Genomic DNA, 19,118 nt, shown 5'->3' on the forward strand with positions numbered 1-19,118 from the left:
ATTGAATATCGCACGCATGGCCGAAGCCATGCGGCGTTTCAGAAATATCACAGGAGCAGCGCTCAGAATAAATCTGCAACAATATAGTCATACTGTCTGACAGAAAGTTACTTCTATTAACAGATGGGATCAGGCATCCACCGCCTGGCGAATAACCCCGCGCGCACGGGAGAGTCGCGAACGTACTGTTCCGATAGGAATATTCAGTTGCAGTGCTATATCCTGATAACTGACGTCAGAATCGAGCAGCAGCATCAACATTTGATGTGTTTCATCAGGCAACTTTGACATCGCTTCAAATGCTTTATTCAACGCTTTCTGACTCTCCGTGATAATTCCAGGGTCAGCATCAACCGTTACATGCTCCAATGCTTCGTCACCAACCTCATACGATCGCTGACGTACCTGTTTGAAATGGTTGCGAACCAGATTGAGGGCGATACCGAACACCCAGGTTTCCGGACGTGAGGCACCGAGAAACTTATCCTTATGCTTCAACACTTCCAGGTAAGTCATTTGCTGCAAATCCTCAACATCGTCATGATTGTTGACACGTTTACGGATGAAATTATGCAACTTCTTTCCGTGTTGCCGAAATACCTGCTCCCAATCGACGGGCGGTACGGTATGCGCAGTATCAGTCTGGTTGGCAGATGTAAGGATAAAGGTTTCCATTTTTAGTTACTCTCCATTGTTACGACTTGTGGTGCCAACGGTAGAGCAAGCCCTGTGCCATTCTTCTTGTTTTTTTATTTTATTGATTTATATGAATTTATTTTTAAATCACTGCTTTTTCATGCCATTTATTGCCAGAACGTATAAAAAGTAACTGCAAGATCTTGCAATACGTCAAAGGTATGGGATTCGCCGCCACATAAGACCTCAATCACGCTGACTTCCTGCCAACGACTTGGGAACTGGCGTTGTGCTTGATCCACACAACAGCACCTTGTTGATTCACGCCGGACTGGATGATGATAAAAATTCCCAGTATCACACCCACCACCATGCCTGTACCGCACCGGATAGATGCTCCTGACGATACACAGGCGACATCACCCGTCGTGTTAAAAGCACCGCATCATGAAGCGCTGCGCCCACCGCTTGCCACCTCGATGGAAGAGATAGCCATGGCATTTGGGGAACAGGCGGAGCGCCGAAGCAAATCGATTAATCGTCGCCATATTTCTCAGACAGACATTCGTGCGTTAGCCAACGTCGAAAGGATTGAAAAACTCACCGAACTGTCCAGGCTGTTGGAAAATCCGGCAGAGAGCCGGCCCGGTCAACAAGTGGATCGTATGCGACGCCTGTTGACAAAATCCCCCCCGCCAACGGTCGAGGACATACTTCAGGCAGCCGGCAATGACCCGGCGCGAGGTGACGTGCTGTTAAGGCAGGTCATAAGCCAGACTCAACAAGACGAACCCAATGTGGCAGCAGCGGCAGAGCAGGCTTTGCAGCAGTTGCATCAGGAAAAGGGGCCGGAAGTTCGGGCTGGATTAAACACCGCTTCCGCCATTGATCGATTCAGTACCAACCCCGAACATAAACAGGCAATACGCGATCTCTATTATCAAAAAATTGTGCATCAGCAATCAGCCAGCGCGCTATTGGATGCCTTGTTGGAACGCTTTGGCGCCAAGCATTTTCCAGATGCCCTGCATACATTGCAAAGTGCATTGTCGGCGGATATCGCCTCGCTGGCACCCTCGCTCCCTAAAGTCGCATTGAGAAAAATGCTTGGTAACCTGAAAGATTCCTGCAACCTGAGCCATACACTGTCGGTCAGTAAGCAAATCCTTGATAGGTTGTCCACGAAATTACAGAAATCGACCCTCAATGAAGTTGAACTCACCCGTCGCCTGATCGGTCTGAGCGCAAATGGCGCCTATGCCCGCGATCTGCACAATCTGGGACGCGAGGTGGCAGGCACACAACCGCAGCATCAAACGCTGTTTTTCAATGCATTGCTTCCCCTGGTCAATAATCTGCCGCAGTCACTGTGGCGGGATCCGAAAAACCGGCAAACCGCCCTCCAACTCATACGCGGCCTGATTGGCGATACCGTCCAGTACGAGAATAAAAGGGCAACGCTGTCACCAGACAGGAAGTTTGCATGAGTCTCATCATATCCTTGCTTAATCGCATAGCTCTCAGCGCGATGCAGCGCTCAGAGGTAGTGGGGGCCGTCATCGTCATGTCGATTGTGTTCATGATGATCATTCCGCTGCCGACAGGCCTGATTGACGTATTGATCGCTTTTAATATCTGCATCTCTTCGTTGCTGATTGTGCTGGCGATGTACCTACCCAAGCCGCTGGCATTTTCGACATTCCCAGCGGTGCTGCTGCTGACCACCATGTTCCGGCTGGCGCTATCCATTTCCACCACTCGCCAGATTCTGTTGCAACAGGATGGCGGCCACATCGTTGAAGCGTTTGGCAATTATGTGGTGGGCGGTAATCTGGCGGTTGGGCTGGTAATCTTTTTGATTTTGACCGTGGTAAATTTTCTGGTAATCACCAAAGGCTCAGAGCGCGTAGCAGAGGTTGCAGCGCGTTTTACGCTGGATGCCATGCCCGGAAAACAGATGTCGATCGACAGCGACTTGCGCGCCGGGCTGATCGAAGCTCATCAGGCACGTCAGCGCCGTGACAATCTGGCGAAAGAAAGCCAACTGTTCGGCGCGATGGACGGGGCGATGAAATTCGTCAAGGGTGACGCGATTGCCGGCCTGGTCATTGTGTTTATCAACATGATTGGCGGGTTTGCCATCGGGGTGTTGCAGCACGATATGGCCGCCGCCGATGCCATGCATGTGTACTCGGTGCTGACCATCGGTGACGGGCTGATCGCCCAGATACCCGCTCTGCTGATTTCACTGACTGCCGGCATGATCATCACTCGTGTTTCTGCCGAAGGACAGCCAACGGATGCCAACATTGGCCGTGAAATCGCCGAACAACTGACCAGTCAGCCCAAAGCCTGGATTATTTCATCCATTGGTATGTTTGGTTTTGCGTTATTACCCGGTATGCCCTCCGTGGTTTTTATCGCGATCAGTCTGGCCTCATTGGGCAGCGGGGTATTTCAACTGTGGCGGGTCAAACAAGCAGGAATATTAAACAACTCCCAGTCGGAAGCCGACAACCTGCCCGCAGAGCTTAATGGGCATCAGGACTTGCGGCGATTCAATCCAACACGCGCCTACCTGTTGCTATTTCATCCAACCATGCAGGGAAAACCCGCCACACTTTCACTGGTACAGAATATCCGCCGTTTGCGCAACCGGCTGGTTTACGAGTTTGGCACAACGCTGCCATCATTTGACATTGAATTCAGCCCCCGTCTGAGCGAGGACGAATTCCAATTCTGCGTATACGAAATCCCCTACGTCAGCGCCACTTTTGCTACCGAACGGCTGGCCGTTCCCCTTTCGTCGGTAGAGTTGGCGGAACAGTCCAATCATATCGTGGGATCTGCGCTGCGGGATGAGGCTGACTGGCTATGGGTTTCCCCCCCTCACCCGCTCCTCGAACGGGAAGATTATCCTCACCGATCGGCGGAAGAGTTGATCCTGATGCGGATGGAAAATGCCATCCACCGTACCGGGTCGCAGTTTATCGGCCTTCAGGAAACCAAATCTATTCTGAGCTGGCTGGAAGGTGAACAGCCTGAGCTGGCGCAAGAACTGCAACGCATTATGCCGCTGTCCCGTTTTGCCAGCGTTCTTCAACGGCTGGCGTCGGAACGCGTGCCGCTGCGGGCGGTTCGTCCCATTGCCGAAGCGCTGATTGAGATTGGGCAGCATGAGCGGGATGTCCACGTACTGACCGACTATGTCCGGTTGGCGCTGAAATCACAAATCTGCCACCAGTACAGTCAGGAAAACAGCCTGTATGTCTGGCTGCTAACGCCGGAAACGGAAGAGTTACTGCGCGACTCGTTGCGTCAGACCCAGAACGAAACTTTCTTTGCGCTGACCCAGGAGTATGCCGCCACATTGCTTGGACAGCTAAGACGCGCCTTTCCGTCCTCATCTCCCGCAAACGGACAGATACTGGTTGCACAGGATTTGCGCAGTCCTTTGCGCGCCTTACTGCAAGATGAATTCCATCACGTACCGGTATTGTCGTTCACCGAACTGGAATCGCATCTGTCGATCAACGTCGTCGGACGCTTTGATCTGTATGAAGAAAACACACCTTTTAGTGCATAGGAAAGAAACATGTTTGAGCTGCGCGTACTGACAGGTTTACATCGGGGTGCGGCGCTACCGCTGAGTGGAACGGCATGGCGGATTGGCGCCGATGACAGTGCCGACCTCGTCCTCTACGATCCGGGTATTAAAGCACAGCATTGTCTGCTGGAAAAACAGGCTACGGGCTGGCTACTCAATGCGCTGGATGGCGAGTTGTGTGATGCAGAAGGACATAACGTGGCGCAGATAACCGATCTGGCAGCCGGCATCCCTTTTGCCCTTAATCACATCTGGCTATGCGTGGTCGCCGCCGAGACACCCTGGGAAACAGAGGAAGAGATCCCATCACCTGTTGCCGAACCAGAAAACACCGCGACGGCATCATCGGAAAAGACGGATACCTCTCCGGCGCCAGCAACCGCCATCACGCCACCTTTTGCTACCAACGTGGCAGTGTCTCTGCCGCTGTGGGCCAAAATCTGCTATCTGCTGCTTAGTCTGTTGTTAATGATGATGGTCGGCAGTTGGCTGCTGCAAGTGAGCGTCGCCATGCCCCCCGCCCCACCGCCTCAGGATACGCGCCGGATGATCAGCACCGTGGTGCAGCTGGAACGCACACTGCGCATCATGTTGCAGGATCGGGAGTTAACGGATGCGGTAAAACTGGCCTCAACCCATACGCGGGTTACGATGACCGGCCAGTTAGCGCCAGAAGAACAAAAAAAACTGGAACGGATGCTGACTCAATTCCACCAACGTTATAACACCGCGTTGTCGGTGGATAACCGTACGCAGTTGAAGACTTCACAATTGCCGTTTCAGATTGTGCAAGTCACCAGTGGGCCGAAAGCGAATGTGGTCACCTCCGATGGCAGACGGCTGTTTATCGGTGATGAAGTGGAACAGCTTAGGCTGGTCAGCATTGACGAGCACCAGATCGTGTTTCGTGGTCAACAGCAGATTAAGGTGAATTGGTAAATGCACACGCAAACAGCGACACAATTTCCACTGATAACTCACTGGTTTCAACAACAGCGGCAAAGGTTATCCGATTACGCGCCGATCGATTTAAAAGGCCGCATCATCGGTATTAGCGGCATTTTACTGGAGTGCAGCTTGCCACAAGCGCGCATTGGCGATCTCTGTCTGGTAGAGCGTAAAGACGGCAGCCAGGTAATGGCGGAAGTGGTAGGTTTCAGCCCACAAAACACTTTTCTGTCGGCACTGGGAGCGCTGGACGGCATTGCTCAGGGCGCTATCGTCACACCGCTTTACCTGCCCCATTGCATCCAGGTTTCCGATAAGCTGTTTGGCAGCGTGCTGGATGGCTTTGGCCGTGCGCTTGAAACCGGCGGTAACAGCGCGTTTGTCGAACCCGGCGCCAACTATACCCACGCCCAGCCGGTTTTGGGTGATGCCCCGCCGCCGACAACGCGTCCACGCATCACCACGCCCCTGCCCACCGGCCTGCGGGCCATTGATGGTTTGCTGACGCTGGGGCAAGGTCAGCGGGTGGGGATTTTCGCCGGTGCCGGCTGCGGTAAAACCACGCTGCTGGCAGAGCTGGCCCGTAATACTCCGTGCGACGCAATTGTGTTTGGCCTGATTGGTGAACGCGGACGCGAATTGCGCGAATTTCTTGATCATGAACTGGATGATGACCTGCGCAGCCGCACCGTGCTGGTTTGCTCCACCTCCGATCGCAGCAGCATGGAGCGCGCCCGCGCCGCTTTTACCGCCACCGCCATTGCCGAAGCCTATCGCGCTGCGGGAAAACAGGTGCTGTTGATTATCGACTCGCTGACTCGCTTTGCCCGCGCCCAACGCGAAATCGGCCTTGCCCTCGGTGAACCACAGGGCCGCGGCGGTCTGCCACCCTCGGTATATACCTTGCTGCCCCGGCTGGTGGAACGCGCCGGGCAGACACAGGAGGGCGCCATTACCGCCCTCTATTCGGTACTTATCGAGCAGGACTCAATGAACGATCCAGTCGCAGACGAAGTGCGCTCGCTGATTGACGGCCATATCGTCCTGACGCGTCGGCTGGCAGAGCAAGGCCACTATCCGGCAATCGATGTACTGGCCAGCCTCAGCCGAACCATGAGCAATGTGGTGGACGGTGAGCATAATCGTCATGCTGGTGCGGTGCGCCGCCTGATGGCCGCCTATAAACAGGTGGAAATGCTTATCCGGCTTGGTGAATACCAGTCGGGCCACGACCCGTTAACCGACTCGGCGGTCAATTCGCATCCAGAGATTACCCAGTTCCTGCGTCAGTCCATGCGTGACCCGATGTCTTACGACGATATCCAACAACAGCTTGCCGGAGTCAGTCGCCATGCTCCATGACGATGCCGGCGCACAGGAATTGCAAGCCACGCTGAATGTGCTGATGCCGATACGCCGCCAGCGCCTGATCCGCAGCGAACGGCAGTTGAGAGAAGCGGAGCACGATCTGAGCGCAATCGACACGCAAATCCGCCAACATCAGGAGCAGTTACAGGTATTGCGTCAGGCATGTCAGCAACAGCGGGACGCCTTTGACACCCAGACCATGGGCCAACGCCAGACACTGGACGATCTCAAGATGCAACTGGAAGACGAACGCAAGGCGCTTTCGCACATCGAGCAGGAGATACAGCGCGGTCATGCCTATCAACAGCAGCATCACCTACAGCAGCAACAGATCGGACAAGCTCGCGAGACAGTACGCCAATGTCAAAAAGCCGTCGAAAAGCTGGAGTTTTTGTTGACGCTACATCAGGAGGACGTATGACGAATCCAACGATCCCGTTTCAGAAACCGGCTAACACCTCAGTGACGAAATCGGTTAACGCCTCAGTGACTGCACCTGCCTATTCAGGCAAAGGTCCACTTCGGGGAGAGAAGGATCAGCATAGTTTTTGGCTCCCGTTCAGCGACTTCAACAGTTTTGAACAGGCTATTCTTGCGGAAGAAACCGCGCCCGTGCTATCAGCCCCGCTCCACTTTGATCAGCCGTATCTTAGCGATACCGATGCCACGCCGGAAAAAGTGACATCGTCACAATGGTTGCACTTGCAGCACGAATTGGTTGAATCGGTGAACAACATTGGCTCCCCGCCTTATTCATTCAGCCTGCAACTGCCGCAGCTCGGCGATATTGATATCACGATGGCGGCACTGGCGCCGCAGGGTTGGGATATCTCGCTGCGTTTTAGCCGCGAAACCTATAAGTTGTTAAGGCCTCGCCGGGAATCGTGCCGCCGTTCGCTATCCGATGCCCTGGGCTGCCCGGTCAGACTCAGTTTTGCAAGCCGGGAGGTGTGCTGATGTATGCACAGCCGCTGGCGCTGACGCCCATGCGCACCGCAGAGGCCAACGTCCGCAATAGGCTGGCCGCTGGCCTGTATCTTCCGTTCAGCCGCCAGGATCAACCCGGTGAGATACACGTCAGTCTGGCGGCAGACGGCGATAACGCCCCCTTAAGCTACTGGCGCTGTGATTGCGGCATTTTCGCGCTCTCCACGCCTTCCCCGGTCTTGGGTCTGTTGTCGGACTGCCCGCTGTTACCGGTGGCCGAAACGCCAGCAGAACAACAATGGTACTGGACACTGTACAACCAGTCTCTTGCTCCATCGGTCAGCGCGGTTTTAGGCCATATCCATCCGCAGCCGGATGCCGATACCGGGGAAGCCTTGCTTAAAGGCTGGGTGGCTGTGAGCTGGAACGGACTTCGCACACGCAGCCTGATACAGGCATCAACAACCGTCTGGCTGGCCCTGCTTAGTCAGTCGGGCTGGCAAGCGACCTATCTGCCCTTGCCAGACTCACTGTCTTTTACTGTTCCCTTGATACTGGCCGACGCCGTTCTGACGCCAGAGGCGTTGCGCCCGCTGCACACCGGCGATCTCATTCTGCCGACTCACCCCTATTTTTCCCCTGACGGGTTGGGTTCGATCACCCTTCCGCCGTGGCGCATCCAGGGCACAGTGCAGTTGGAGGGATTGGCCCCTTACCATTTTGTCATCTCTGACATGGAGAATGTCCCAATGAACGAATCGTTTGACGATATGCAGGAGTATGAGGTTAATTCAGAAGGTGACAATGTCACTAACAACAGCTTATCCGAATCGGTCAACCGACCGCACACCGCCAGCCTGCCACCGCTGCCAGTAACGCTTAACATCCGCTGTGGGCAGATTACCTTCACCCTGCCGGAACTACAGCGCCTGACCAGCGGCGCCGTACTGACGTTACGTGACGTGGTGCCGGGGGAGGCCTGGCTTTGCCACGGAGATATTCCGTTGGCGCATGGTGAACTGATTGATGTGGAAGGCAAGCTGGGACTGCAAATTACCCGGATGCTCTCCTCCCCTGAGGCCCCGGCAGAACCGGAGTTCGGGGTATGACGCACGGTTCCTTTGATCCGTTGATGTTCGCGCTCTTTCTGGGCGCACTGTCACTCATCCCACTGATGATGATTGTCTGCACCTGTTTTTTGAAAATCGCCATCGTATTGCTGATCACCCGCAACGCCATCGGCGTACAGCAAGTGCCGCCCAACATGGCGCTGTACGGTATTGCGCTGGCCGCCACTTTGTTCGTGATGGCGCCGGTGTTTCAGGACATTTCCACCCGCTTTCAGGAAAACCCGCTGAACATGAACGACATTTCCGTATTACAGGAAAGCGTGACGCAAGGGCTGGCGCCGTTGCAAACTTTTATGTCCCGTAATACCGATCCCGATATTCTTACCCACTTGCAAGAAAACAGCCTGCGCATGTGGCCGCCATCCCTGTCTGAAAAAGTGAATACCCAGAACCTGCTGCTGGTGATCCCGGCGTTTGTCCTGTCTGAGCTACAGGCCGGATTCAAAATCGGTTTTTTAATCTATATACCCTTTATCGTTATCGATCTGATTGTGTCCAACGTGCTGCTGGCGCTGGGAATGCAGATGGTGGCCCCCATGACGCTCTCCCTGCCCCTTAAGCTGCTGCTGTTCGTATTGGTCAACGGCTGGACACGCCTGCTGGACGGACTTTTTTACAGTTATCTGTGAGGGATCTATGGAAATCATCACGCTCTTCCGGCAGGCCATGATAATGGTGGTCCTGCTCTCGGCTCCCCCATTGCTGGTGGCGGTTATCGTCGGCGTACTGATCTCATTGTTGCAAGCGGTAATGCAACTACAGGATCAGACACTCCCTTTTGCCGTCAAGCTGGTTTCGGTTGGCGTGGCGCTGGCGCTCACTGGCCGCTGGATTGGTGTCGAGCTGATTCAACTTGCCATCACCGCGTTCAATATGATCGAACATACCGGGGTCTGAAACCGAGCCATGATTTCCACCACCCAACACGTCTATGACTTTATTATTGCCATCACCCTGGGCATCGCTCGCATTTACCCTAGTTTTATTCTGGTGCCGGTATTTTCTCTCAACGTACTGAAAGGTATGTTGCGCAATGCGGTGGTAATCTCGCTGACGCTACTGCCCGCACCGATTATTCAGCAGCAATTGCTACAGACGCCGCTCTCCTGGCCGATGCTGCCAGGGCTATTGTTTAAAGAGCTAATTGTAGGTTTGCTGATTGCCCTGATCCTGGCAATGCCTTTCTGGCTGTTTGAGTCGGTAGGCGCATTATTCGATAACCAGCGCGGGGCGCTGATGGGTGGGCAACTCAATCCTGCGCTCGGCCCCGACAGTACCCCGCTCGGCCATTTGCTCAAGCAATTGATTATTTTGCTGCTGATTATTGGCATTGGGATTAACGCGCTCACTCAACTCCTATGGGACAGCTATCGCCTGTGGCCTGCCCTTGAGTGGCTGCCAGCCCCTACCGAACAGGGATTTGAGGTTTACCTGAAGCTGCTCGCTGAAACATTTACACATATGGTGATCTATGCAGGCCCACTGGTCGCACTGTTGTTGCTGTTGGAATTCAGCATTTCATTACTCAGCCTCTACAGCCCGCAATTACAGATATTCGTGTTATCCATTCCCGCTAAATGTTTGGTTGGTCTGTCATTTTTCATCGTTTATCTGCCGGTGTTGCAATACCTGGGAGACGGCAGGCTCCAGGCATTGTCCGATTTAAAACACCTGTTCCCGTTGCTTTTTCCTGTATCGGCCGCGGGGTCGCCATGAGTGAAAAAACCGAAAAACCCACCGATAAAAAACTTCGGGATGCCCGTAAAAAAGGTGAAGTGGGGCAAAGCCAGGATGTTCCTAAGCTACTTATCTGTATAGGGTTGCTGGAATCTATTCTAGCACTGGCAGACAGTACCATGGGCAAGTTACAGACACTGATACAACTGCCCCTGATGCGGCTAAACCAACCGTTTGGGCAAGCCGCCAAAGAAGTGTTTCATGACGCCATGACGCTGGTACTGACCTTCTGCCTGCTGGCAGTCTGCATCGCGGTGTTACTCCGGGTTATCGGCGGCTGGGTACAGTATGGCCCGCTGTTTGCTCCAGAAGCATTAAAGATAGACTTCAACCGCCTTAATCCTATTAATCAATTCAAACAGATGTTTTCAATGCGCAAGCTTACGGAAATGCTAACCAACATTCTGAAAGCCGTCGTCATCGGTACGGTTTTTTATAAGGTTGTCGTTCCTGAGTTGGAATCGTTGGTGGAACTGGCTTACGGTGATTTGCAAGGTTTCTGGCAAGGCGTAAAAGGACTACTGACGCATATTGCCCGCACGACCCTCGCCGCCCTGCTGGTACTCTCAGCGCTAGATTTCGGTTTGCAAAAATATTTTTTCCTTAAGCAACAACGTATGAGTCACCAGGATTTACGCAACGAACACAAAGATTCCGAAGGGGATCCACACATGAAAGGACACCGCAAATCGGTAGCGCATGAATTACTTAACCAGCCAGCCGCCGCACCGCCCAAAAAACCCGTGGCTGAGGCCGATATGCTGCTGGTCAACCCTACCCACTATGCTGTGGCGCTCTACTACCGGCCCGGCATAACGCCGCTGCCTAAAATTATCTGTAAAGGCGAAAACCAGCAAGCACAGGAGCTTATCGAACAGGCTAAACAAGCCGAGATCCCGGTTATCCGTTTTATCTGGCTGGCCCGAACCCTTTACCGAACACCCGTCGATCATTACATCCCGCGTGAAACCCTACAGGCCGTGGCGCAGGTATACCGTGTCTTGCGCAAACTAGAGGACGAACAGAAAAATGAAGTGATTGAGATGGAGTAACGGGGCTATATAAAAAGCTGCCGCTAGTTTCAGAATAATTAAGAAAAAAATTTTCATTCCAGGGGATGATTGTCACCGAAACAATTGGTAACATTAAGTTTCTTTTTATCAATTAGTTAGCAATCTAAGGATCAAGGAATGAAAAACTTATCTATCATCGCTTGTGTATTTTCCGGGCTGGCTTTTAGTTCATCTGTTTTTGCTGCAGGTGAGAGCACCCTTTCCATTGGTTATGCACAAAGCGACGTGAAATATGAAAGCGAAAGTCCAAAAGATGACCCAAGCGGATTTAACCTGAAATACCGTTATGAAATTAACGATAATTGGGGGGTGATTGGTTCTTTTACTTACACAGGAAGCGATAGCAACTATTCATCAGGAGACTCACGCTCTTCGCTCGATCTGAAATACTACTCCCTCGGAGTTGGGCCGACATATCGTTTTAACGATTACATCAGCGCATATGCCCTGCTGGGAATTGGCTACGGAAAGGCTGAGTTTGAATATGAAGACAGTTTAATCCGTGCATGGGCAGAAGAAGATAAAACCTATGTCACAGGTGGCGTTGGCTTGCAATTCAACGTGACGCCAAACTTCGCCATCGATGCCTCTTATGAATACACCGAATTAGACAACGTCGAAGTGGGGACATGGGCGGTAGGTGTCGGATACCGTTTCTAACCTCACCATTGCCAAGCTCAAAGCCCAGCCCCAGCGCTGGGCTTTCTTTGTTTTACTGCCACAACCTCGTACTGGTTTGCTGCATCCCCCGCACCTGAATAGGTGAAGTTATTCAGGTTGTCTTGATTGCCAGAGTGAATATCTGATTAGCGCCAATAACCGGATAACCGCCACCTACCAACCGACAAAACAGGAAAATGCATGTAGACCATCATTGACTCCGTATGCCCCGCCACATTCCATCGCTCCGCCCTGTTCTTATGGAAGCCATTTACTACCTTTATCTATGTGCAATCAATAAATGAGGTGAACTATGAGCGGGATAAACGGCAGTTTCGAAGAAGGTGGGACCCTAAACTACAGTTATGACATGCTTTTCTACGAAAGTGATGGCAACTACTACCGTTGGAATGGTGATTTCAACAAAATTGTCCCACCAGGCTCGACACCTGCGAGTAGTGGCGGTGTGGGTGCTGGAGCATGGATTAGTGTTACCGACGTCGCACTTCGCGCAAACCTTGGTTTAAGTGATGGAGCTGAGTTGATTGGCTATCACCGTCCAGATGTTTACGATGGGACGGTCGGCGAATACCTGGATAAATCCATCACCTATGTAACTCCTGAAATGTTTGGGGCTGTAGGTGATGGTATTACTGACGACACCAGTGCGATCCAGTCAGCTATTGAATATCTGAAAACAGATAGTTCAAAATATGCAATTATCGGTCACAGGGATTATGTAATATCCAGTTCCCTGAGCGTCTCCGGATTTGCGTATGGTTTTGAAATGCATTTGCGCAGTCTTCGTGCGCTGGATAGTTGGCCGGATTATCATGACTGGAAAACTGCGGCACCGTTAATTTCAATTGGCGGCACGGGTTCAATGGTTGGGTTAGACATTCGTTGTGAGTATGTCAACGGAAATAATCGGGCTGACTGGATAAATATCATTGGTCAAGGGTGCGGCGGGTCGCATTTTCATGCTGAGAGATTGACAAATGTGATAAACGGATTAGCCCCAAAATCAGTCACTTGGCCCAGTGCTTCCAATCATATTTCTGGCGGTTATTGGGATACAGGTGCTGGCGTCGCGGTATGGCTGCAAAAAGGGACGACCGGAACCAGTCCCGTTGTTGAGGGCTATATTATTGATGTCAATTTTGTGAGCGGATTTAAAAACGGAGGACTCCTGCTTCGCAATGGAGCACAGTACGCGAACGTCCGCGGGCAGTTTGATTTTAACGGTCGATACCTGTCAGAGTTGACAATGTCGTCTAATACGACGAGCGGTCTTACCCGAGGGGATACAGTCACCAACGGCACAAACACCGCCGAAATCATCGCCTTTTATCAACATCCCGTTGGGACGTATAAATTGCTGCTGTCTGAGGGGCATGACGTCTCTACCGATGGCAGTAATTTTTCTGTAGATGCAACATTAACGAATTCAAACTCGTCATGGTCATCAACAATTAGCGCGGTTAAAACGCCAGCCTCCTCAAACTGGTATCCAGACATTATTCACGACTTTACTGGTAGCGCATTCGGAAAATGTGCCATCGCTTCTCCGTATTGTGGTGGTCTCGTCGGCGGTCTGCTACATAGTACTATTTTCCAGTACGGGAATAGCACTCTCGCGACCACAAACGGAATCAACGGCGCTCAATGGGTTCATTCTGGCACCACGCTTTCACTACGTGATGCATATAGAGATAATTACGTATTAGATTTTTATGAAAAATTTATGGCGCCCTACCGCCATTTGTATATGCGAACCTATAGAATTTATGGAACAGAGGTCTATATATCTCTGGTACAAAGTACGACAAAATCAATCCGCACATTTTCAAAAATTGGGGACGGGACGGTAACAAATACCAGGGAGGTTTGGCGTGTGACCGTGTCAGGAGAATTGGAGGGTGTTGGGGGAGAATGTCTGATTTATGTGTCATCATCGAAGATAACGATTGTCGACAACACTGTGACAAACGTCACTTTGTCAGTTGAAGAGTTCACATTCAAAGCAGCTCAGGGGGCTCAGTCAACGATGAATGTAATATTCAACTTTCAGAGGATTTTGTAGTGCAACTCGCAGGCACGTTTAAATTATCGCTGCGCTGGCAAAGCTAATGTGACGCGCCGCGCGATAAATGCGGCACATCCTGCGCGGTAAATTGAGTGCCAGATCAGTTTCATATACTGATAATAAATTACACAATCAGGTTGTGCTGGCTGGGAAATATTTATAGATGGTCGATATGCAGACATCATAGATGATGGCTAACTGACGTCTGCTATGCCCGTCCCTCAATAATTTGCCAATCATTTCTCTATCGTTCAATGATAGTGCTTGAGGTCTTCCGCCTATGCGACCGTTTTTTCGAGCGGCTTCCAGCCCTGCTAATGTGCGTTCTACTATTAACTGCCCGACTCCACTAACATTCTGACGGTTAATGGAGCCGGTTTATAGTAGCCAGTTTCAACCGCTCACGTTCAAACAGCGGAATCTCTGGAAGTTCGAGAAAGTGAATATTTTCACTGCCAACTGAGATCTTTTCGTTGAGAATTTCGCTAGGATAGCCGTGCTATGAAACCGTTGGCGCTTCCGGCCAAACGATTTCTGATGCGGCAGTATCAATGCGGCTCAGTAATACCCGGTATTTTTTCCATTGTTCAAGCTCGGCGGTTTCTTCTTCGGTTGCCATACCTAAATCAATGGCGTCAGTCAACGTCTGGATACGTTCGTTTGCCATTACCTGTCGCGTACTCAGCTCTTTTTGCGCATCCTGCTGTTTCGCTATAGCTGCCGCTTGCTGTTGGGCTTCTTCATCTGTTACCCAGGCTTCGCCGTCCCAAATATCGAATTCAGTGGCAGGCGCTGACAATGTGACGTTATCCGGCAATTCGCCGATAGCATCAACCGTCTGTTGTTGTCGGGTTTGCGTGTCATAAACCGTCTGGCCGCGATAATCCGGCACATGCTCCCACGCTTTACCGTCAGCGCTGCGGCGTAAGGCGAGTCCTGCGACTGGCAGTTCTGGCTCGTCAATATAACTATCAGCCGGTAAACCGACTCCGACCATCAGATATTCATAGCTGGCGCTCAGATATTCACGGGTAACCGGGTGGACGTGATATACCGTCACCCAACCCGCATTTTTACTCAGACCGTTTTCGTTTAACTCTGCGGTTTTAATTTCAGTGGAATAGTTGCTCATTATGCTGCTCTCACGATGTAGTTAAATGCAATATTGCGGGGGCGTGTTTCACTTGCCGTACGGGTAACACGCGATGAATCAAAATGCGCTTTGGCACCTCTACTGGTCCTGTCTGACCCTGCATCATAATTAACCGTACCCATGCCATTGAAATATAGAGCGCCTGAAGGTGGATAGGTTGTATCCGTCGTTTGGTCATCAATTGTCCAGCCTGCTGTTATCGGTTGCATCGCATCACTTTGCGCGCTCAAAATCACCCGGCTGGCATCCACGCCTCGCTCGTCATCCCAGCCACGAATAAACTCGCCGCGCAGGTCGGGAAGTTTGCCGGATGAGTAAAGCGCGGCTAGCTTAGGATATTTGGCTTTGTCGAACGCCTGGCCGTTGCATTTCAGCCAGCCTGCAGGTGCCGTGGCTGATGGATACGGCAATGGAATGCCTGTCAGTTCGTCTGCGCCAATAGCACCGACATCGGCGGCGGTGGGTTTGTTGTTCGGGCTGTATACCCTCTGGTTTTTTTCATACAGTATGCCGCCTATTTTCAGGTTCTGGTCGATCTCGACATTGCCGGTGTTCAGATAAACCCTTAAGGGGCGTAGGGTGTTGAAATCTCCCTTTTCGTTACCTTTATCGGTCAGCATCAGCAGAAATTTTTCACCGTCATTGAGGAAAAATGCGCCGTAGCCGCCGTTAATCATACGCAGTGAGCGCGGGCTGTACGAAATGACTTCGCCGGTCAATGTCCCGCCCGTCGTCGCCAAAGCTCCAATATCCGCTGCGGTGGGTTTGTTGTTGGGACTGTAGACGCGCTGGCCTTTTTCCTGAAGTACCGAGGCATTTGCGGTATGGCCGAATTCGATATCCCCTGTAGCTAGGTTAATTCGAAGTGGCCGCAAGCTATTGAAGGCACCGCTGGCTGCATCCTTATTAGTCAGCAGGATATAAAAACCGCTTCCGTCATTACGAAAAATAGCGCCGTATCCGACATTAATAAGGCGCAGTGCATCGGCTACCGTCGAAATCAGTTGGCCGGTCAATGTGCCACCCGTCGTCGCCAACGCGCCCACGTTGGCGGGAGTGAGTGCGATATCTGCGGTGCCGTCAAATGCTACGCCGGCGATTTTTCTCGCGGCGGCCAGCTTGGTTGCTGCCGCTGCCGTGGCCGTTTTCCCTAAATAGCGTCCATCACCGACAGTGATATCGGGAATATCGCTGGCCGCTGAACCCACGGCGCGTGTGGCGGCGGATTTTAACCCGACATTCGCCATAAATTTGGCCTTGTCGGGAATATCCGCACCGTTTTGTTCTTTCTCCAGCTTTTGCGCCAGCTTATTCAGCACGGTAGTGCTGAAATTCGGATCATCCCCCAACGCGCCGGCCAGCTCTTTTAGCGTATCCAGCGCGCCCGGAGAACCATTCACCAGCGCGGCTATCGCGGCCATGACATAGGCTGTGGTGGCGATCTGCGCATTATTGACGCCCGCCGCAGCGGTCGGCGCGGTCGGCGTTCCCGTCAAGGCGGGGTTGGCTTTCGGCGCGTACTGCTTGTGTGGATCGGCGGCGTCGATATGCGCTTGCAGATCTTCTCCGGTGCTTTCCAGTTCTTTTTTCAGATACGCCGTGCGGTCGGCCAGTTGCTCCGCCTGTCGGTTGGATACGCCGCCGGGGCCGCCGACCACCGGGTCTGACGTCTCCAGTTGGTAGATACCGTCAATCCATTCCTGTTTTTCCGGCAAGTTCGCCATACTTATGCACTCCCGTGATTGTAGTTACCGTCATACGATGCGGTTTCGTTGTAGCGAATAGGAACGCCCCAATATTCCAGGCTGGCCAACTGGCAGCGTGCGGGGGCGATCATTTCCAAAGTGTTGCGCAGCATCTGCGCCTGATCGTTGGTGATGGGCTGTTGAAGCAACACCCGGTAGACCGGCCATTTCGTTTTATCGCCATAGACCATATGGCCGTTGTAACTGCGCACGCCGTCGTAATTAAGCCGTCCGATATGCTCAATCAGTTCGACCTCACCGAACCCCAGACTGTGGAACACCTCACGCACCGCCCACGGCGTACCTTTAAATCGGTGCATCTCAATAGCTGATTTAATCGTGGCCCGCCGGGCGTCTTCGGATTCCGCCAGTTGCCAGCCGTCTTCGGTCAGCGAGAACTGTTCGGCCAACGCCCCCAGTGCGCTGCTGTCGACGATATCGACCAGATAGACCATCAACGCTTCCAGCTTGAGCGCGTCGAAACGGTCGATGAGCGAAGCCAGCGCACGGAAGCTGGCGTCGGCGGCCAGCGGCGGTGGAAGCAGCACGTCACTCATCGGCGGCTCCGGCAATGGTGATGGTGACGCCGGTACAGACGGCGAGTTGCCAGTCATCCAGCACCGTTAATGCGGGGGATAACAGTTCTACGCTGTAGACGCCGTCCAGCGATAATGCGGCGATAATCTGGCTGGGGACGATATCCTGCCCCAGCGTAGCGCGGCGGTTTTCCACCCAGTCGGCGGCTACCCGTTCCGCGACCTGTTTGACCGGCAATGCCTGAACATTGCGTCTAAGCGTCAGACGGGCATGGAGCGCGTACTCCACCGCAACGGGCGATTTGGCGGCGACCGTATCGGTCAGCGGCCGCACTTTCTCATCGGAACAGACGCTTTCCACTTGCGCCAGCAGCGCGGCATCGGGCAGCCCGCCGGACAACAGCGGATAGAGATGGACGACGCCCGGTTCGGCCCTGACCACCGCCACATCGACAATATCCGGGTGGGCACTGAGCGCGTGATAACGGTACGCCAGCTTTGAACCCGCCGTGCTGAAGGACTCCGGCGCCAGTTGAATACGTTCCCGTAGCCGATCGTCACTTTCTTCTTCCGCGCCGCCGGCACTGGCGACGGTGTTGATCACCGTGAAATCGACATCGGCAATATCATCCAGCAGGGTGCTGATCTGCGCCGGTTGCCAGTTATTCCCGGCAGTGCCGGTTTGCGTGCAGGTGGCGCTAACGTCCACACTCAGCGCGCCCGCTTTCATCACCGCGTCTTTATCTGTCACAAACACAATGCTGTCTGACGCGCTGACACGCGTTCCAGCCGGGATCAGCGTATCCGTCAGCAGTGCGGCATCCACACTGAACAATAGCGTGGTTTGCGCCGCCTGCGCCGCCAGCCGGTAGGTGCCGACCAGTTCGCCGAGGTAATCGAGCATCGGCGCACGGGCATACCGCACCAGATTCTGTTTCGCCGCTTCCTGAATGCCGCTGCGCAGCAGCATTTCCCGGTAGGCGATAAGGTCGATCAGCAGGCGCTCCGCCTGCGCCGGATAGAGCGTTTTTCCGCTGTCGGCTTCATATTTGGCGATCATCTCGGCGGTGATCGCCTCGGCGTCGCGCTCAATAAAGATCGGTTCTTCGGTTACCGCCATAACACCTCCGTGGCCTGCAACACGCCGCTGGTGGTTTCCCAGCTCACGCGCAGGGTCATATGTTCGCCGCTGATAAGCGGTTTTACCGCCAGCAGCCTGCAACGCGGCTCCCAGCGCTTGATAGCCTCAACCGCTTCACGCACCACATGCGGAACGGCCCGGTCGATGGGGTAGTCAATATAGTGGTGCAAATTGCTACCGAATTCGGGCCGATGGGGATCGCCGCCGCGCGGTGTGCGCAGAATGATGAGGATGGCCTGTGTGATATCGGCAACCCCCTCGACGAGTTCGCCAGGGCGTTGCAGGGCCGGTTGCCAGAAAACAGAGTTAGTATTCATGGGGGCAGTATCGCCCCCGGCGGGATTGGCCGATATTAAAGGAAGTTAAAAAGG

20 protein-coding genes and 1 pseudogene are annotated in these 19,118 nt (G+C 53.1%); 13 read left to right on the forward strand and 8 right to left on the reverse strand.

What is annotated here, in order from left to right:
- Positions 1-129 precede the first annotated feature (129 nt).
- Both BIY29_RS07515 and BIY29_RS20825 read right to left on the reverse strand, forming a co-directional pair.
- On the reverse strand, positions 130-675 hold the full coding sequence (locus tag BIY29_RS07515; RefSeq protein WP_121574524.1) for an RNA polymerase sigma factor: 546 nt from the start codon (positions 673-675) through the stop codon (positions 130-132).
- A gap of 128 nt (positions 676-803) precedes the next feature.
- Positions 804-938 (reverse strand): hypothetical protein, encoded by a 135-nt coding sequence (locus tag BIY29_RS20825; protein ID WP_276310285.1) that lies wholly within the window; start codon positions 936-938, stop codon positions 804-806.
- A 36-nt stretch (positions 939-974) separates the two neighbouring features.
- On the opposite strand from BIY29_RS20825, the gene sctW reads away from it, so the two are divergent.
- The 13 genes from sctW to BIY29_RS07580 all read left to right on the forward strand — a co-directional run bounded on the left by sctW (position 975) and on the right by BIY29_RS07580 (position 14,169).
- Positions 975-2,123 (forward strand): type III secretion system gatekeeper subunit SctW, encoded by a 1,149-nt coding sequence (gene sctW, locus BIY29_RS07520; protein ID WP_121574525.1) that lies wholly within the window; start codon positions 975-977, stop codon positions 2,121-2,123.
- On the forward strand, positions 2,120-4,222 hold the full coding sequence (gene sctV, locus BIY29_RS07525; protein ID WP_121574526.1) for a type III secretion system export apparatus subunit SctV: 2,103 nt from the start codon (positions 2,120-2,122) through the stop codon (positions 4,220-4,222). Before sctW ends, sctV begins: the two co-directional genes overlap by 4 nt.
- A 9-nt stretch (positions 4,223-4,231) precedes the next feature.
- The gene (locus tag BIY29_RS07530; protein WP_121574527.1) at positions 4,232-5,182 is read left to right on the forward strand and encodes an FHA domain-containing protein; all 951 of its coding nucleotides are present in this window, start codon (positions 4,232-4,234) and stop codon (positions 5,180-5,182) included.
- Positions 5,183-6,553, forward strand: coding sequence for a type III secretion system ATPase SctN (gene sctN / locus BIY29_RS07535; protein WP_121574528.1), 1,371 nt, complete (start codon positions 5,183-5,185; stop codon positions 6,551-6,553).
- Positions 6,543-6,980, forward strand: coding sequence for a type III secretion protein (locus BIY29_RS07540; RefSeq protein WP_121574529.1), 438 nt, complete (start codon positions 6,543-6,545; stop codon positions 6,978-6,980). The genes sctN and BIY29_RS07540 overlap by 11 nt, the downstream gene beginning before the upstream one ends.
- Entirely contained in the window at positions 6,977-7,516 is a 540-nt protein-coding gene (locus tag BIY29_RS07545) for a type III secretion system HrpP C-terminal domain-containing protein (RefSeq protein ID WP_121574530.1), read from the forward strand. Before BIY29_RS07540 ends, BIY29_RS07545 begins: the two co-directional genes overlap by 4 nt.
- Positions 7,516-8,595 carry a type III secretion system cytoplasmic ring protein SctQ gene (gene sctQ / locus BIY29_RS07550; protein WP_170158897.1) on the forward strand — a complete coding sequence of 360 codons (1,080 nt, stop codon included), beginning with the start codon at positions 7,516-7,518 and terminating at the stop codon, positions 8,593-8,595. The genes BIY29_RS07545 and sctQ overlap by 1 nt, the downstream gene beginning before the upstream one ends.
- Positions 8,592-9,245: a type III secretion system export apparatus subunit SctR gene (gene sctR / locus BIY29_RS07555; protein ID WP_121574531.1), complete on the forward strand. Its 654-nt coding sequence runs from the start codon at positions 8,592-8,594 to the stop codon at positions 9,243-9,245. The genes sctQ and sctR overlap by 4 nt, the downstream gene beginning before the upstream one ends.
- Positions 9,246-9,252: 7 nt before the next feature.
- Positions 9,253-9,513 carry a type III secretion system export apparatus subunit SctS gene (gene sctS / locus BIY29_RS07560; protein WP_121574532.1) on the forward strand — a complete coding sequence of 87 codons (261 nt, stop codon included), beginning with the start codon at positions 9,253-9,255 and terminating at the stop codon, positions 9,511-9,513.
- Between the two features lie 9 nt (positions 9,514-9,522).
- On the forward strand, positions 9,523-10,332 hold the full coding sequence (sctT, locus tag BIY29_RS07565; protein ID WP_121574533.1) for a type III secretion system export apparatus subunit SctT: 810 nt from the start codon (positions 9,523-9,525) through the stop codon (positions 10,330-10,332).
- Entirely contained in the window at positions 10,329-11,405 is a 1,077-nt protein-coding gene (sctU, locus tag BIY29_RS07570; RefSeq protein ID WP_121574534.1) for a type III secretion system export apparatus subunit SctU, read from the forward strand. The genes sctT and sctU overlap by 4 nt, the downstream gene beginning before the upstream one ends.
- 138 nt (positions 11,406-11,543) lie before the next feature.
- A complete protein-coding gene (locus BIY29_RS07575; RefSeq protein ID WP_121574535.1) occupies positions 11,544-12,086 on the forward strand; it encodes an Ail/Lom family outer membrane beta-barrel protein in 543 nt (180 codons plus the stop codon).
- A gap of 313 nt (positions 12,087-12,399) precedes the next feature.
- Positions 12,400-14,169 (forward strand): tail fiber/spike domain-containing protein, encoded by a 1,770-nt coding sequence (locus tag BIY29_RS07580; protein ID WP_121574536.1) that lies wholly within the window; start codon positions 12,400-12,402, stop codon positions 14,167-14,169.
- A 135-nt stretch (positions 14,170-14,304) separates the two neighbouring features.
- Here BIY29_RS07580 and BIY29_RS07585 read toward each other — a convergent pair.
- From BIY29_RS07585 to BIY29_RS07615, 6 genes and pseudogenes are all read right to left on the reverse strand, one after another.
- Positions 14,305-14,511, reverse strand: a pseudogene (locus tag BIY29_RS07585) (helix-turn-helix domain-containing protein); the annotation flags it as partial.
- 160 nt (positions 14,512-14,671) lie between these two features.
- Entirely contained in the window at positions 14,672-15,304 is a 633-nt protein-coding gene (locus BIY29_RS07590) for a tail fiber assembly protein (RefSeq protein WP_121574538.1), read from the reverse strand.
- The gene (locus BIY29_RS07595) at positions 15,304-17,049 is read right to left on the reverse strand and encodes a phage tail protein (RefSeq protein WP_240630023.1); all 1,746 of its coding nucleotides are present in this window, start codon (positions 17,047-17,049) and stop codon (positions 15,304-15,306) included. Before BIY29_RS07595 ends, BIY29_RS07590 begins: the two co-directional genes overlap by 1 nt.
- Before the next feature lie 2 nt (positions 17,050-17,051).
- Positions 17,052-17,627 carry a phage tail protein gene (locus BIY29_RS07605; RefSeq protein WP_121574539.1) on the reverse strand — a complete coding sequence of 192 codons (576 nt, stop codon included), beginning with the start codon at positions 17,625-17,627 and terminating at the stop codon, positions 17,052-17,054.
- Complete coding sequence (locus BIY29_RS07610) at positions 17,620-18,726, reverse strand: baseplate assembly protein (RefSeq protein ID WP_121574540.1); 1,107 nt, start codon at positions 18,724-18,726, stop codon at positions 17,620-17,622. The genes BIY29_RS07605 and BIY29_RS07610 overlap by 8 nt, the downstream gene beginning before the upstream one ends.
- The gene (locus tag BIY29_RS07615; protein ID WP_121574541.1) at positions 18,717-19,064 is read right to left on the reverse strand and encodes a GPW/gp25 family protein; all 348 of its coding nucleotides are present in this window, start codon (positions 19,062-19,064) and stop codon (positions 18,717-18,719) included. The genes BIY29_RS07610 and BIY29_RS07615 overlap by 10 nt, the downstream gene beginning before the upstream one ends.
- Between the last annotated feature and the right edge of the window lie 54 nt (positions 19,065-19,118).

The organism is Brenneria alni (assembly GCF_003666245.1).
GTDB lineage: Bacteria > Pseudomonadota > Gammaproteobacteria > Enterobacterales > Enterobacteriaceae > Brenneria > Brenneria alni.

What these genes read in the sequence shown, in the direction of transcription:
- sctV (WP_121574526.1), top strand. Translation starts at nt 2,120, where the DNA reads ATGAGTCTCATCATATCCTTGCTTAATCGCATAGCTCTCAGCGCGATG.
- sctU (WP_121574534.1), top strand. Translation starts at nt 10,329, where the DNA reads ATGAGTGAAAAAACCGAAAAACCCACCGATAAAAAACTTCGGGATGCC.
- sctR (WP_121574531.1), top strand. Translation starts at nt 8,592, where the DNA reads ATGACGCACGGTTCCTTTGATCCGTTGATGTTCGCGCTCTTTCTGGGC.
- sctQ (WP_170158897.1), top strand. Translation starts at nt 7,516, where the DNA reads ATGTATGCACAGCCGCTGGCGCTGACGCCCATGCGCACCGCAGAGGCC.
- BIY29_RS07530 (WP_121574527.1), top strand. Translation starts at nt 4,232, where the DNA reads ATGTTTGAGCTGCGCGTACTGACAGGTTTACATCGGGGTGCGGCGCTA.
- BIY29_RS07595 (WP_240630023.1), bottom strand. Translation starts at nt 17,049, where the DNA reads ATGGCGAACTTGCCGGAAAAACAGGAATGGATTGACGGTATCTACCAA.
- sctW (WP_121574525.1), top strand. Translation starts at nt 975, where the DNA reads ATGATAAAAATTCCCAGTATCACACCCACCACCATGCCTGTACCGCAC.
- BIY29_RS07590 (WP_121574538.1), bottom strand. Translation starts at nt 15,304, where the DNA reads ATGAGCAACTATTCCACTGAAATTAAAACCGCAGAGTTAAACGAAAAC.
- BIY29_RS07580 (WP_121574536.1), top strand. Translation starts at nt 12,400, where the DNA reads ATGAGCGGGATAAACGGCAGTTTCGAAGAAGGTGGGACCCTAAACTAC.
- sctS (WP_121574532.1), top strand. Translation starts at nt 9,253, where the DNA reads ATGGAAATCATCACGCTCTTCCGGCAGGCCATGATAATGGTGGTCCTG.
- sctT (WP_121574533.1), top strand. Translation starts at nt 9,523, where the DNA reads ATGATTTCCACCACCCAACACGTCTATGACTTTATTATTGCCATCACC.
- BIY29_RS07540 (WP_121574529.1), top strand. Translation starts at nt 6,543, where the DNA reads ATGCTCCATGACGATGCCGGCGCACAGGAATTGCAAGCCACGCTGAAT.
- BIY29_RS07575 (WP_121574535.1), top strand. Translation starts at nt 11,544, where the DNA reads ATGAAAAACTTATCTATCATCGCTTGTGTATTTTCCGGGCTGGCTTTT.
- BIY29_RS07515 (WP_121574524.1), bottom strand. Translation starts at nt 675, where the DNA reads ATGGAAACCTTTATCCTTACATCTGCCAACCAGACTGATACTGCGCAT.
- BIY29_RS07615 (WP_121574541.1), bottom strand. Translation starts at nt 19,064, where the DNA reads ATGAATACTAACTCTGTTTTCTGGCAACCGGCCCTGCAACGCCCTGGC.
- BIY29_RS07545 (WP_121574530.1), top strand. Translation starts at nt 6,977, where the DNA reads ATGACGAATCCAACGATCCCGTTTCAGAAACCGGCTAACACCTCAGTG.
- sctN (WP_121574528.1), top strand. Translation starts at nt 5,183, where the DNA reads ATGCACACGCAAACAGCGACACAATTTCCACTGATAACTCACTGGTTT.
- BIY29_RS07610 (WP_121574540.1), bottom strand. Translation starts at nt 18,726, where the DNA reads ATGGCGGTAACCGAAGAACCGATCTTTATTGAGCGCGACGCCGAGGCG.
- BIY29_RS07605 (WP_121574539.1), bottom strand. Translation starts at nt 17,627, where the DNA reads ATGAGTGACGTGCTGCTTCCACCGCCGCTGGCCGCCGACGCCAGCTTC.